General features: G+C 68.0%; 12 protein-coding genes. 7 read left to right on the plus strand and 5 right to left on the minus strand.

Annotated features, from left to right (window positions below; genetic code table 11):
• Positions 1–663 (plus strand): NnrU family protein, encoded by a 663-nt coding sequence (locus ACFOMD_RS10955; protein ID WP_380861256.1) that lies wholly within the window; start codon positions 1–3, stop codon positions 661–663.
• The gene (locus tag ACFOMD_RS10960) at positions 663–1,460 is read left to right on the plus strand and encodes an SDR family NAD(P)-dependent oxidoreductase (protein ID WP_380861259.1); all 798 of its coding nucleotides are present in this window, start codon (positions 663–665) and stop codon (positions 1,458–1,460) included. The genes ACFOMD_RS10955 and ACFOMD_RS10960 overlap by 1 nt, the downstream gene beginning before the upstream one ends.
• Here the strand turns inward: ACFOMD_RS10960 and ybaL are convergent.
• The 3 genes from ybaL to ACFOMD_RS10975 all read right to left on the minus strand — a co-directional run bounded on the left by ybaL (position 1,457) and on the right by ACFOMD_RS10975 (position 5,397).
• Positions 1,457–3,091 (minus strand): YbaL family putative K(+) efflux transporter, encoded by a 1,635-nt coding sequence (ybaL, locus tag ACFOMD_RS10965; protein WP_380861261.1) that lies wholly within the window; start codon positions 3,089–3,091, stop codon positions 1,457–1,459. The two genes, ACFOMD_RS10960 and ybaL, sit on opposite strands and share 4 nt — an antisense overlap.
• A 96-nt stretch (positions 3,092–3,187) precedes the next feature.
• Positions 3,188–3,892, minus strand: coding sequence for a response regulator (locus ACFOMD_RS10970; RefSeq protein WP_380861263.1), 705 nt, complete (start codon positions 3,890–3,892; stop codon positions 3,188–3,190).
• Positions 3,889–5,397, minus strand: coding sequence for a sensor histidine kinase (locus ACFOMD_RS10975; RefSeq protein WP_380861265.1), 1,509 nt, complete (start codon positions 5,395–5,397; stop codon positions 3,889–3,891). Before ACFOMD_RS10975 ends, ACFOMD_RS10970 begins: the two co-directional genes overlap by 4 nt.
• A gap of 268 nt (positions 5,398–5,665) precedes the next feature.
• On the opposite strand from ACFOMD_RS10975, the gene pal reads away from it, so the two are divergent.
• From pal to nadC, 5 genes are all read left to right on the plus strand, one after another.
• Positions 5,666–6,196 (plus strand): peptidoglycan-associated lipoprotein Pal, encoded by a 531-nt coding sequence (gene pal, locus ACFOMD_RS10980; protein WP_380861267.1) that lies wholly within the window; start codon positions 5,666–5,668, stop codon positions 6,194–6,196.
• Between the two features lie 22 nt (positions 6,197–6,218).
• On the plus strand, positions 6,219–6,470 hold the full coding sequence (locus ACFOMD_RS10985; RefSeq protein WP_380861269.1) for a hypothetical protein: 252 nt from the start codon (positions 6,219–6,221) through the stop codon (positions 6,468–6,470).
• Positions 6,471–6,541: 71 nt separating this feature from the next.
• Positions 6,542–8,656, plus strand: a complete 2,115-nt coding sequence (locus ACFOMD_RS10990; RefSeq protein WP_380861271.1) for a prolyl oligopeptidase family serine peptidase — start codon at positions 6,542–6,544, stop codon at positions 8,654–8,656.
• Positions 8,653–10,488 carry a DUF885 domain-containing protein gene (locus ACFOMD_RS10995; RefSeq protein ID WP_380861273.1) on the plus strand — a complete coding sequence of 612 codons (1,836 nt, stop codon included), beginning with the start codon at positions 8,653–8,655 and terminating at the stop codon, positions 10,486–10,488. The genes ACFOMD_RS10990 and ACFOMD_RS10995 overlap by 4 nt, the downstream gene beginning before the upstream one ends.
• 129 nt (positions 10,489–10,617) lie before the next feature.
• Positions 10,618–11,463, plus strand: coding sequence for a carboxylating nicotinate-nucleotide diphosphorylase (gene nadC / locus ACFOMD_RS11000; protein ID WP_380861275.1), 846 nt, complete (start codon positions 10,618–10,620; stop codon positions 11,461–11,463).
• Here nadC and ACFOMD_RS11005 read toward each other — a convergent pair.
• Together ACFOMD_RS11005 and gor are read right to left on the minus strand one after the other, a co-directional pair.
• A complete protein-coding gene (locus ACFOMD_RS11005) occupies positions 11,460–11,891 on the minus strand; it encodes a DUF4112 domain-containing protein (protein WP_380861277.1) in 432 nt (143 codons plus the stop codon). The two genes, nadC and ACFOMD_RS11005, sit on opposite strands and share 4 nt — an antisense overlap.
• A 72-nt stretch (positions 11,892–11,963) precedes the next feature.
• Positions 11,964–13,310: a glutathione-disulfide reductase gene (gene gor, locus ACFOMD_RS11010; protein WP_380861279.1), complete on the minus strand. Its 1,347-nt coding sequence runs from the start codon at positions 13,308–13,310 to the stop codon at positions 11,964–11,966.
• Between the last annotated feature and the right edge of the window lie 31 nt (positions 13,311–13,341).

The following is a 13,341-nucleotide window of genomic DNA, read 5'->3' on the forward strand; positions in this document are numbered from 1 at the left end:
ATGGGTGGGCTGGCCCTCGCGGTACTGAGTTTCGTCGGTAGTCACGAGTTGCTGTCCCACCCGCTTCGCCGGCCGCTGGTCGCGCGGCTCGGCGAGAAGGGTTTCCTGCTGCTCTATTCGCTGGTGGCGTTCGCCACCTTCGCGTGGATCGTCGTCGAATTCCGCGCGGCGCCCGACAATTTGCTGTGGGTCGCGCCCGACTGGGTGTGGACGGCGGGGGCGGTAATCATGCTGGCCGCGTCGATCCTGTTCGTCGGCAGCCTCACCGCGCCGAACCCGGCAATGACCGGCGCCGCCGGCGTTCTCGCGCGCGATCCCGACCCGCAGGGCGTGCTCTGCATCACCCGCCATCCGATGATGTGGTCGTTCGCGCTGTGGGCGCTGGTCCATGCGGCGGTGTCGGGCCGGGCGGCCGTGCTCATTCTCGCCATCGGCATCGGCGGCCTCGCCCTGTTCGGGGCGACGATGCAGGATCGCAAGAAGGCGGCCCTCCATGGCGAGCGCTGGGCCGCCTGGCGCGCCAAGACCAGCTTCATTCCCTTCACCCGGCTGAACTGCTGGCCGGGCTGGATCGCCGTCGTGGGCGGCATCATCCTTTTCCTCGTGGCGACGTGGGCGCATCCGCGCCTCGGCGCGCCGCTCATCGGCTTCTGGAGACTTTGATGGATTTGAAGGGCAAGACCGTCTGGATCACCGGCGCGAGCAGCGGCATCGGCGAAGGATTGGCGCGCGCGATGATCGGCGCCGGCGCCGCGGTGATCCTGTCGGGCCGCCGCGTTGCCGAACTGGAGCGGGTGGCGGGCGAGATCGGCGGCGAGACCTTGGTGCTGCCGTTCGAGGCGACCGACTATGACGCGCTTCCCGGCGTGGTGGCAACGGCGGAGGGCTGGCGCGGCGGCGTCGACATGCTCGTCAACAACGCCGGCATCTCGCAGCGCAGCCTCGGCCTCGATACCGGGTTCGACGTCTACCGGCGGCTGATGGAGATCGACTTCTTCGCGCCGTTGCGGCTGACGCAGCTGGTGCTGCCGGCGATGGTCGCGAGGAAGTCGGGGCATTTGATGGCGATCAGCTCGGTGGCGGGCAAGGCGGGGTCGCCGCTGCGCACCGGCTATTGCGCGGCGAAGCATGCGGTCGTCGGTTACTTCGATGCGTTGCGTGCCGAGATCGCCAAGCATGAGATCGGCGTGACCGTGGTGACGCCGGGCTTCGTGCGCACCTCGATCGCCGCCAACGCGGTGCAGGGCGACGGCTCGACACGCGGCTATTCGGACGACGATATCGACGCGGGCATCAGCGCCGACGAGGCAGCCGCGCAGATCTTGGCGGGGCTGGCAAGCGGCCAGCGCGAAATCCCGGTCGGCAAGGCCGGCGGCATGGAGATGGCGCTGCTCGACCTGAAGCGCGCCAACCCCGATCAGGTGTTCGACCTGATGGCGAACGCCGCGCGTAATCTTTAGGCGGTCGCCAAACCCAGCATTCGAGCGGCAATCTCGCGCTCGCCCATCACGACATGATGGGCACCGTGCCGGCCGAGATAGTCGACCTCCTCGTCCGAATGGGCGCGGGCGATGATGACGAGCGCCGGATTGATGGCGCGGGCCTTCTCGGCGATCTGGCCGGCCTCGAAACCTTCGGGGATGGCGAGCAGCAGGCGTGAGGCGTTGGCGAGGCCGGCGCGCTTCAGCACCGCGGCGTCGGCAGCATTGCCGACGATGACCTCCGAGGCGAGGCCGCGCGCGGCTTCGACGATGTCCTTCTGGTCCTCGATCACCACGAAGCGCTGACCGGCCTTCGCCAGCCCCTCGCCGAGCAGATGGCCGACGCGGCCGTAGCCGATCAGCACGACATGGCAATCGGGGCATTCCTCTTCGGGCTCGGCGGCGGCTGCGGCGACGATGGCGTCCGCCGCGGCCTGCTCCAACCTCTTGCGTTCGGCGCGGCGGTTCTCGACGGCGCCGAAGATGAAGGGGTGGAGGAGGATCGAGATGATCGCGCCGGCAAGGATCAGGTCACGGCCCTCGGCGGGCAGGACGCCCAAGGTCACGCCGAGGCCGGCGAGGATGAAGCTGAACTCGCCGATCTGCGCGAGGCTGGCCGAGACGGTGAAGGCGGTGCCGTCCTTATGGCCGAAGGCGCGGACGATCGCGTAGGCGGCGACCGACTTGCCGATGACGATGATGAGGACGGTGGCAAGCAGCGCCCACGGCTGTTCGGTGACCACCGCCGGGTTGAACAACATGCCGACCGACACGAAGAACAGCACCGCGAAAGCGTCGCGCAAGGGGAGCGTCTCTTCGGCGGCGCGCTTGCTGAGCCGTGTCTCGCCAAGGATCATGCCGGCGAAGAAGGCACCGAGGGCGAAGGACACGTCGAACAGGGCGGCGGCCCCGAAGGCAACACCGAGCGCGATGGCGAGGACGGCGAGGCGGAACAGCTCGCGCGAGCCGGTGTGCGCCACCCAGTGCAGTACCCAGGGGATGACGCGGCGGCCGACGATCAGCATGAAGGCGATGAAGCCGGCGACCTTCAGCGCGGTGAGGCCGAGCGCGAGGCCGACATCGCCGCCCCGCCCGGCGAGCGCGGGCAGCATGACCAGCGCCAGCACCATCGCCAGATCCTCGACGATCAGCCAGCCGACGGCGATGCGCCCGCGTTCGGTCTCGATGAGGTTTCGGCTTTCGAGCGCGCGCAGCAGCACCACGGTCGAGGCGACCGAGAGCGCGAGGCCGAAGACGATGCCGCCGGGGATTGACCAGCCGAGCATCTGCGAGAGGCCGAGGCCGAGAAGGGTGGCGACGCCGATCTGCACCACCGCGCCGGGTACCGCGATATTCTTCACCGCCATCAGGTCGCGCAACGAGAAATGAAGGCCGACGCCGAACATCAGCAGGATGACGCCGAGTTCGGCCAGTTCGCCTGCCAGCCGCGCATCGACCACATAGCCGGGGGTGAACGGCCCGACGAGCACGCCCGCCAGCAGATAGCCGGCCAGCGGCGAGACGCGCAGCCGCTGCGCCAGCGCGCCCATCAGGAAGGCGACGACAAGACCGGCGACGATGGTGGCGATTAGGGGCGTGTGGTGGGTCATGGTCCTCGCGCGTGGGGCAGTCGCCCGCGCGGAAGGGCCGCGAGGCCGCACCTGCTGGATAGCAGCCGGTGCTGCCAGGGCGTTACTATAGGTTTTTTATGAGCTTTCGCCGCGAAGGTCGTCGGCGAGGCGGTAGCCGACCCCCGCCTCGGTGAGGATCAGCCGCGGCTCGGCGGGGTCTTCCTCGAGCTTCTGGCGCAGCAAGCCCATGTAGACGCGCAGATATTGCGTGTCGGCGGCGCCGTCGCCCCAGCCGGCGGCGAGCAGGCGCCTATGGGTGACGACCTGCCCGGCGCTTTCGGCGAGCGTGGTCAGCAGCGCATATTCCTTCGGCGACAGTTTCACGATGTCGCCTGACAGGGTGACGCGCCGCGCGGGCATGTTGATGGCGAGCGGGCCGGCGCGGAATTCCGCCGGCTTGCGCTGAACGCTGTCGCGGCGGCGAAGCGCGGCGCGGACGCGCGCCATCAGCTCACCGATCTCGAACGGCTTGTTGACATAGTCGTCGGCGCCCTCGTCGAGCGCGGCGATCTTCTCGCCCTCCTGGTGGCGGGCCGAGACGACGATGATCGGTACGTCGCTGTGCGTGCGGATGCGGCTGATCACCTGCTTGCCGTCGATGTCGGGCAGGCCGAGGTCGAGCAGCACCACCTCCGGCCCGCCGGCGGCGACCGTCGCCACCGCGCCGGCGCCGTCGACCGCGACGGTGACGGCATAGCCCTCCGCCTCCAACACCGGCTTCAGCACGCCGACCAGCGACGGCTCATCGTCGACAACGAGGATGGTGGCGCGATCGGTCATGGGGCGCTGTCTCCTGAAGCGGCGATAGGCAGGCGGATGGCGATGCGGGTGCCGCGGCCGTCGAGGCCGGGCGTCTCCGCCCAGATGCGGCCGTCGAACGCCTCGACGAAGCCCTTGGCGATAGCGAGGCCGAGGCCGCTGCCCTTCGGCGCTGCCTCGTAGCGGGCGACGCGCTGGAAGCGCTCGAACACGCGCTGCAGGTCGGTTTCGGGAATGCCGAAGCCGGCGTCGCAGACGTCGATCGCGGCCTCGCCGACCTCAACGCGGACGACGACGACGATGCGCGCACCGTCGTCGCTGTAGGCGATCGAGTTGGAGAGGAGGTTGACCAGCGCCAGCTCGAACAGCGCGGCGTCGGCGCGGACCAGCAGCGGCCCGTCGGGAAACTGCCGTTCGAGCTTTCGGCCGCCGAGCTTGCCGCGCATGCGCTGGAGCACGGTGCCGACCAGTTCGACCACGTCGATGACCTCGCCGGCGGGGCGCAGGCCGGCCTGCAGCTTGCTCATTTCGAGAAGGTTGGCGGTGTAGCGGTTGAGGCGTTCGCCCTCGTCGATGATGCTGCGGAGCAACTGCTCGCGGGCGTTCGCGTCGAGGCGGTCGCCATAGTCGCGCAGCGAAGTCGCCGAGGCGCTGATCGCGGCGATCGGCGTGCGGAAATCATGGCTGACCGAGGAGAGGAGGGCGGTTTTCAACTCCTCCGACCGCGCCAGCGCCGAGGCCTCCGAGATGCGCGATGACAGCTCGGCGCGTTCGAGCGCGAGCGCCAGCATTCCGCCGAGTGCGGAGAGGAAGCCGATATCGACGGTATCGGTCGCATGCTCGCCGGCGGCGACGAGGACGCCGATCGGGCCGCGCGCGGCGGAGAGGGGAATGGCGACGGCATTTTCCTGCTGCGTCGGCATGTTCGCGGTCCACACGAGCTGTGCGATGGCGGCGACATCCGGCCCGGCATCGTTGCCGAGCGCCACCAGCCGGCCGCCCTCCTGAAGGAAGGCGTGCAGCGCGAGGCCGAGGCGGGCGGGGGCGCTGGCGGCGAGGGTGGCCAGCACTTCCTCGCGGCGGACGGCGGCCTGCAGCAGCTGGCCGGTTTCCAGCAGGCTGGCGAGCTGGAGGTTGGCGCGCTGCGCCGCCTTGGCGCGGTCCTGCAGCCGCCCCGCGAGGACGCCGGCGATCAGCGCGACGAAGTTGAAGGCGACGAACGGCGCCGCATCGGTGGTGGTGGTGAAGCGGAAGGTCAGGAAGGGTTCGGTCAGGAAGAAATTGTAGATGAGGAAGGCGACGAAGGCGGCGATCAGCGCGGCGGCAAGGCCGTGAAGCGCACCGACCAGCATGACGCCGAGCACGAACAGCAAGGCGGCGGAGACGAGGCCGATGAACGGTTCGCTCCAGACCGCGAGGCTCGACGACACCGCCACGATGAACACGCTCGACGCCGCCTCGCGCCAGGTCAGGTGCAGGCGGAGATCGCGGAACGTCGATCGGCCGAGGTCGCGGTAGCTGCTCACGGTGCCACTATAACGGGTTGAACCGGAAAAGGGTGGCCGCGGCGGCTAGCTCAGGGGGAGATGACCGCCGCGGCCGAGTACGAGCGCAGGTTCAGGGTGATCTCGCCCTAACTCCGAGGGGTTGGGCAGGACGATTTCGGTCAACGCTCGCAAATAAAGCTAGGGCGGCACCCCTTAAGGAAACAATGCATATAAATTCTATAATAACGCTGTGCCGTGCCCCGACTTATGCCTGACGGCGGATCGCAAGGATTAAAGGGGCGACAATATGCGACTGATTACGATGACCGCCATCGCGGCGCTGGCGCTGACCACCGCTGCTTGCACCAAGAACAAGAAGGCCGAGGATATGCCGCCGCCGGTCGATGCGCCGGCGACCTCGTCGGCCGCACCGGCCGACACCAGCGTCGCGACCAGCGACGTCACCCCGGGCAGCCAGGCCGACCTCGTGGCCAGCGCCGGCAGCGACCGCGTGCTGTTCGAATATGATTCGTTCGAGCTGACCGGCGAAGCGCGCGGCATCCTGACGCGCCAGGCCGAGTGGCTGCAGAAATATCCATCGGTCGCCTTCACCGTCGAAGGCCATGCCGACGAGCGCGGCACGCGTGAGTACAACCTCGCGCTCGGCGACCGCCGCGCCAATGCGACGAAGAACTTCCTCGCCGCACAGGGCGTGGCGGCCACCCGCCTGCGCACCATCTCCTACGGCAAGGAACGGCCGGAGGTTCAGGGATCGGACGAGTCGGGCTATGCGCAGAACCGGCGCGCCGTCTCGGTCGTGTCCGGCGCGGCGAGCTGAGGCGCGCCGGCGGAAAACGACCATGCCCGACGACGAATTGCGCGCGTTGCTGGCCCGGTATCCGGACCTCGACGCGCGCGATCGTCGCCGGTTGCGCAAGCTCTACCAGGAGGCGAGCGCGACCGAGATCATGGCGATCCTGCTGCATCCCGACCTGGGGCCGAAGGCACGTCGCGTCGAGCGGCCGAGCGACTTCACCTGGGACGTGTGGCTGGCGCTGACCGCCGCCGCCGCCGCGCTGCTGATCGCGCTCTACCTGCTGATGCAGTCCTAGAAGCACTCCCGGCTTTCGCACCGTCCGTAGCTTGGCTACACCGGGCGGCATAAGAATCCGGGAGGATAAACTTGCGCAATTTTGCCCTGCTCGCCGCCGGCGCGCTGTCGCTGGCGGCCGTCGCCACCGTCGCTCAAGGTGTCGAAGACCCCTACATCTGGCTGGAAGAGATTGAGGGCACCCGCGCGCTCGATCAAGTGAAGGCCTGGAACAAGTCGACCGAGGAGCTGCTCGCGCAGGACCCGAAGCTGGCGAGCTATCAAAGCCGCGCACGCGCCATCCTCGATGACGAGCAGCAGATCGCGACGCCCGACCGGATCATGGGCGACCTCGTCGCCAATCTGTGGCGTGACGCGAAGAACCCGCGCGGCATCTGGCGCGTGTCGCCGCTTGCCGCCTATCGCGCCGGCAAGCCGGCCTGGCGGACGATCATCGACGTCGACGCGCTGGGGAAGAGCGAGAAGCAGAGCTGGGTGTGGCACGGCGCCGACTGCCTTGCGCCCGCCTACACGCGCTGCCTCGTCTCGCTGAGCCCCGGCGGCACCGACGCCGATGTGGTGCGTGAGTTCGATCTGTCGAGCGGCAAGTTCGTCGACGGCGGCTTCGTCGTGCCGGAATCGAAGAACACCGCCGCCTGGGTCGATGCCGACACCTTGTTGCTGGTCGGCGACTTCGGCCCCGACTCGCTGACCGCGTCGGGCTATGGCCGCATCGCGAAGCTGTGGAAACGCGGCACGCCGCTGAGCGCGGCGACGACGGTGCTTGAGGGCACCAAGACCGATGTGTCGGTGTCGCCCTTCGCCCGGCAGGACGGCGACCGGCGCTGGACCTTCCTGACGCGCGGCAAGACCTTCTGGACGTCGGACGTGTCGCTGCTGACCAAGGACGGCAAGGTGGTGAAGACGCCGCTGCCCGAGGATGCGAGCTTCGAGGACATCATCGATGGCCGGCTGATCGCCAAGCTGCAGAGCCCGCTGACCGTCGGTGGCACCACGCTGCCCGAGGGCGCGATCGTCGCTTATGGCCTCGCCGATATCGAGGCGGGCCGCAGCGTGGCGCCCGAGCTGGTGATGGCGCCGACCAAGACGCAGGCGATCGAGGAGGTTGCGGCGTCGGAGAATATCCTGTGGGTGAAGGCGCTCGACGACGTGTCGGGCAAGCTGTTCGCGCTGCGCCGCAGCGATGACGGCCGCTGGACGCAGGCGGCGACCGCGCTGCCCGACAACAGCACCGTCCGCCTGCTGGAAACGGCGGGCAAGTCGGACACCGCCTTCGCCATCGTCGAGGGCATGCTGACCCCGCCAACGCTCTATGCGGTGACGGCGTCGGGCACGCCGGCGAAGGTCCAGTCGCTGCCTGCCAAGTTCGACGCCGCGACGATGACCGTCGAGCAGAAGTTCGCGACCTCGAAGGACGGCACCCGCATCCCCTATTTCCTCGTCCGCAAAAAGGGCGTGAGTGGCGCGGTGCCGTCGCTGATCCACGCTTACGGCGGCTTCCGCGCCGCGCAGACGCCGGGCTATCTGACGGGGCAGCCGTATCGCGCCGGGCCGCTCGGCATGTTCTGGGTGGAGGAGGGCAATGCCTATGTCCTCGCCAACATCCGCGGCGGTGGCGAGTACGGCCCCGAGTGGCACAAGTCGGTGCTGCGCGAGAACCGGCAGAAGAGCTTCGACGACTTGCATGCGGTCGCCGAGGATCTGATCCGCACCGGCGTGTCGGCCAAGGGCAAGATCGGCATCTCCGGCCGGTCGAACGGCGGCGTGCTGGTGGGGGCGGCGCTGACGCAGCGGCCCGACCTTTATTCGGCGGTGATCTCGGGATCGCCGCTGCACGACATGAAGCGCTATTCGAAGCTGCTCGCCGGCGCCTCGTGGGTCGGCGAATATGGTGACCCGGACGTGGCGGGCGACTGGGCGTTCATGTCGAAATATTCGCCGTACCAGCAGTTGAAGCCGGGCGTGAAATATCCGGCGGTGTTCTTTTACAGCTCGACCAAGGACGACCGCGTCCATCCCGGCCATGCCCGCAAGATGGCGGCGCGGCTGAACGAATATGGCAACCGATTCTATTTCCACGAATATCTGGAGGGCGGCCATTCGGTGGGCGCCGACCATGCCGAGGACGCGCACCGCGCCGCGCTGCTGATGGCCTATCTGAAGCGCGAACTGGGAGGAAAGAAATGATCCGCCGCCTGCTGACCGGCACCGCTGCCGCCGCGCTCGTCTTCACTGCCGTTCCCGGTGCCGTCGCGCAGCCGGCAACGGCCACGGCATCCGCCACGGCCACGGCCACGGCGGCGGTCGCGCCGTCCGACGCGCTGAAGCTGCTGTTCGCGCAGAGCGACGAGGCCAACCTCAAGCGCAACCCGCTGTCGGCGCTGTACCGCGGCGACATGCGCTACGCCGACCGGCTCGGCGACTTCATCAGCGACGAATATTTCGCGGCCGAGCGCGCGGCCGCCGAGGCCGATCTCGCGGCGCTCGCCCGCATCGACCGCGCGACGCTCTCGCCAGACGAGCAGGTGTCCTACGACAGCTTCAAGTGGCAGCGGACGATCGACCTGCGCGGGCTGCAGCCCGATCTGCTGGCGCTGACCGCGGTGCGGCCGGTCGATCATATGAACGGCTTCCACACCTTCTTCGCGCAGATCAGCTCGGGCACCAGCGTCGCGCCGTACAAGACGGTGACCGACTATGAGAACGGCCTGAAACGCGTCGCCGATTTCGTGAAGTTCAGCGATGCCTCGATCGTGCGGATGCGCGCCGGCATGGCCTCGGGCGTGGTGCAGCCGAAGCTGGTGATGGAGAATGTCCTCCAGCAGCTCGACATGATGCTCGCCGAAGGGGTCGAGGGCAGCGCCTTTTATCGCCCGGTCGCCAACTTCCCGGCGGATATCTCGGCGACCGACCAGGCGCGGCTGAAGACCGCCTACGCTAACTCGATCCGCACGCAGATCGTACCGGCGCTGACCCGCCTGCGCGATTTCATCCGCACCGACTATCTGCCGAAGACCCGCGACAGCGTCGGCCTGCGCGAGATGAAGGGCGGGCCGGAGCTCTATCGCTATCTCGTCGAGCAGCAGACCACGACGACGATGACGCCCGAGGAAATCCACAACATCGGCCTCAAACAGGTCGAGCAATTCCACGCCGAGATGGAGAAGGTGAAGGCGCAGGTCGGCTTCAAGGGCACGCTGAAGGAGTTCTTCGATCACATCCGCACCGACCCGAAGTTCAAGCCGGAGTCGCGCGAGTGGCTGCAGCAGGAATATGTGCGGATCGGCAAGCGCGTCGACGCGCAGGTCGGCAAGCTGTTCTCGACCCTGCCCAAGTCGCCGCTCGATATCCGGCCGGTGCCGGCGCTGACCGAGAAGGGCGCGGCGCGCGGTTCCTACAATCCGGGTACGCCCGACGGGACGCGGCCGGGCGTTTTCTACTTCAACGCCTATGACCTGCCGTCGCGCACCACGCCGTCGATGGTCACGCTGTACCTGCACGAAGGCGCGCCGGGGCATCACTTCCAGATCAGCATCGCGCAGGAGAATGCGAACCTGCCGAACTTCCAGCGCTTCGGCGGCAACAATGCCTATGTCGAGGGCTGGGGGCTCTATTCGGAGACGCTCGGGAAGGAACTGGGCGTTCTCGAGGATCCGTATCAATATTTCGGCTTCCTCGATTCGCAGCTGTTCCGCGCGATCCGGCTGGTCGTCGACACCGGCATCCACACCAAGGGGTGGGGCCGCGATCAGTCGATCCAGTACATCCTCGACAACAGCTCGCGCGGCCGCGCCAACGCCACCGCCGAGACCGAGCGCTACATCGCCAATCCGGGGCAGGCGCTCGGCTACATGATCGGCAATCTGAAGATCACCGAGCTGCGCCGGCGCGCGGAAAAGGCGCTGGGGCCGAAGTTCGACCCGCGCGAGTTCCATGCGCAGGTGCTGATGACCGGCGCGCTGCCGCTGTCGGTGCTGGAGGCGAAGATCGACCGCTGGATCGCGGCGAAGAAGGGCTGAACCGAACTCCCCTCCCCGAGGGGGAGGGGTTGGGGGTGGGCTGCGCCAGCGCGGTCAGCTTCGAAGCTCGACCTCGCCTTGACAACCCACCCCTTGCCCCTCCCCCTCGGGGAGGGGATAGGAACGCGCATGATCGATCAATTCGCTATCGCCGGCTTCGACCTCGACGCCTTCGTCCGCAGCACGCTGGCGGAGGATATGGGGGAGGGCGGCGACCGCACCTCCGCCGCGGTGATCCCCGCCGAGGCGCAATTGCGCGCGGTGATGGACAGTCGCGATGCGGTGGCGGTGGCGGGATTGCCGATCGCCGAGGCGTTCTTCCGCGCGCTTGATCCCACTGCGCGCATCGAGCGGCTGGTCGAGGACGGGACGCGCGTCGATGTCGGCGCCGATCTGCTGCGCGTCCACGGCAACGCCCGCGCGCTGCTCACCGCCGAGCGGTCGGCGCTCAACACCGTGCAGCATCTGACCGGCATCGCCACGCTCACGCGCCGTTATGTCGATGCGATCGCCGGGACGGGCTGCATCCTGCTCGACACGCGCAAGACCCTGCCGGGCCTGCGGCTGCTCGAGAAATATGCGACGCGGATGGGCGGGGCGACCAACCACCGGCTGCGCCTCGACGACGGGGTGATGATCAAGGACAACCATATCGCGGTGGCGGGCGGCGTCGAGCCGGCGGTGCGCGCGGCGAAGGCGGCGGGGTTGGCCGACGTGGTGGTCGAGGTCGATCGTATCGACCAGATCGAGCCGGCGTTGAACGCAGGTGCCGACCGGTTGCTGCTCGACAATATGGGGCCGGATGTGCTGCGTGAGGCGGTGGCGCTGGTCGCGCGCCGGGTGCCCACCGAGGCGTCTGGCGGGGTAAACCTCGATACCATCCGCGCGATTGCCGAGAGCGGCGTGACCTATGTCTCGGTCGGCCGGATCACGCAGAGCGCGCCGGCGGCCGATATCGGCCTGGATTTCGCTTAGAGCTTCTCGCCCTCGATGATCACCGTCGAGGGGTGGTGCTTGTCGAGGTGCGCCTTGATGATGCGCAGGTTGCGGCTGTTCGACTTGAACACGAAGTCGAACAGGTCGCCGGCGAAGGGGACCATGCCGACGGCGGTATCGAAAACCGCGTTGCCGCTCATCCGCGCGAGCTGCCACTTCGACATGCCGAGGTTGCGCGCTTCCCAGATGAGGTAGGCGGACATCGCGCCGGTCACCCAGTCGCCGACAACCGGCACGAGGCCGACGATGGCGTCGAGGCCGACCTTGTATTGGGTGCCGGGGACGGTGAAGGCGCGTTCGAGCACCTTCTCCAGCGCGACGACGCGCTGCCGCACCGCCTGCGGGTTGCGGTCGAGGCTCGAAAGCGCGCCCGTGACCTGATCGAAGCTCTTCTGGTTGATCGCCATGCCGTCTCCAACCCGCGAGATCGCGGGGTCGTTCCGGCCTGATGTTGGAAGCATAAGCGCCGGGTTCAATCCCTAGCGCATCAGCACCAGCTCTTCCGCCATCGTCGGATGGATCGCGACCGTCGCATCGACCTGCTGCTTGGTGAGCCCCGCCTTCACGACGATCGCCATCGCCTGCAGGATCTCGGCGGCATCCGGCCCGATGATGTGCGCGCCGACGACCTTGTCGGTCGCCGCGTCGCAGACCAGCTTGTAGAGCGCGCGCTCGTTGCGGTCGGCCAGCACGTTCTTCATGGCGCGGAAGTCCGAGGTGTAGACCTTCACCGAGCCGAATTTGGTGCGCGCCTCGCTCTCGGTCATGCCGACGCTGGCGATCTGCGGGTGGCTGAACACCGCCGAGGGGATGCAGTCATAGTCGACTGTCCACGGCTTGCCGCCGAACACGCTGTCGGCAAAGGCATGGCCCTCGCGGATGGCGACGGGGGTGAGCTGGACGCGGTTGGTGACGTCGCCGACCGCGTAGATGTTGTCGATATTGGTGCGGCTGTGCTCGTCGACGATGACGGCGCCGGCCTTGTCGAGCTTCACCCCGACGGTGTCGAGGCCGAGGCCCTCGCTGTTGGGCGGGCGGCCGATCGCGTAGAGCAGCATGTCGGCCTCGATCGGTTCGTCGCTGCCGGCGACATGGATGATCAGGCCGCCGTCGGCCTTCTTCTCGATGCGCTCGAAGCCGGCGTTGAAGCGGAAATTGATGCCCTTCACCGTCGAGATCAGGTGCAGGCGCTCGCGCAACGAATGGTCGTAGCCGCGCAGCAGGGTGTCGCCGCGTAGCATCAAGGTCACCTTGGTGCCGAACTCGTTGAAGATGCCGGCGAACTCGTTGGCGATGTAGCCGCCGCCGGCGATGACGATGCTCTTCGGCAGCTTGTCGAGATGAAACACCTCGTTCGAGGTGATGCCATGCTCGGCGCCGGGCACGTCGGGGAGGGCCGGGCGCGCGCCGGTGGCGATGAGGATTTTGTCCGCCGTCACCTTCTTGCCGCCGACATCGAGGGTGTGCGCGTCGATGATGGTGGCGCGGCCGAGCAGGACTTCGACCCCGGCGTTGCTGAGGTTCTGCGTGTAGATGCCGTTGAGGCGCTCGACCTCGCCCAGCACGTTGTCGCGGAGCGTCGGCCAGTCGAACGTGGGCGTGCCGACATCCCAGCCGAAGCGGCGGGCGTCCTCCAGATCCTCGGCGAAATGCGCGCCGTAGACGAGCAGCTTCTTCGGGACGCAGCCGCGGATCACGCAGGTGCCGCCGACCTTATGCTCCTCGGCGATCGCGACGCGGGCGCCGTGACCGGCCGAGATGCGCGCGGCGCGGACGCCGCCCGAACCGGCGCCGATGACGAAGAGGTCGTAGTCGTACTTGGCCATGCATGATCTCCGTTCGACAGCCGACCTAATG

The organism is Sphingoaurantiacus capsulatus, from assembly GCF_042648405.1.
Classification (GTDB): domain Bacteria; phylum Pseudomonadota; class Alphaproteobacteria; order Sphingomonadales; family Sphingomonadaceae; genus Sphingoaurantiacus; species Sphingoaurantiacus capsulatus.

What these genes read in the sequence shown, in the direction of transcription:
- ACFOMD_RS10955 (WP_380861256.1), top strand. Translation starts at nt 1, where the DNA reads ATGGGTGGGCTGGCCCTCGCGGTACTGAGTTTCGTCGGTAGTCACGAG.
- ACFOMD_RS10960 (WP_380861259.1), top strand. Translation starts at nt 663, where the DNA reads ATGGATTTGAAGGGCAAGACCGTCTGGATCACCGGCGCGAGCAGCGGC.
- ybaL (WP_380861261.1), bottom strand. Translation starts at nt 3,091, where the DNA reads ATGACCCACCACACGCCCCTAATCGCCACCATCGTCGCCGGTCTTGTC.
- ACFOMD_RS10970 (WP_380861263.1), bottom strand. Translation starts at nt 3,892, where the DNA reads ATGACCGATCGCGCCACCATCCTCGTTGTCGACGATGAGCCGTCGCTG.
- pal (WP_380861267.1), top strand. Translation starts at nt 5,666, where the DNA reads ATGCGACTGATTACGATGACCGCCATCGCGGCGCTGGCGCTGACCACC.
- ACFOMD_RS10985 (WP_380861269.1), top strand. Translation starts at nt 6,219, where the DNA reads ATGCCCGACGACGAATTGCGCGCGTTGCTGGCCCGGTATCCGGACCTC.
- ACFOMD_RS10995 (WP_380861273.1), top strand. Translation starts at nt 8,653, where the DNA reads ATGATCCGCCGCCTGCTGACCGGCACCGCTGCCGCCGCGCTCGTCTTC.
- nadC (WP_380861275.1), top strand. Translation starts at nt 10,618, where the DNA reads ATGATCGATCAATTCGCTATCGCCGGCTTCGACCTCGACGCCTTCGTC.
- ACFOMD_RS11005 (WP_380861277.1), bottom strand. Translation starts at nt 11,891, where the DNA reads ATGGCGATCAACCAGAAGAGCTTCGATCAGGTCACGGGCGCGCTTTCG.
- gor (WP_380861279.1), bottom strand. Translation starts at nt 13,310, where the DNA reads ATGGCCAAGTACGACTACGACCTCTTCGTCATCGGCGCCGGTTCGGGC.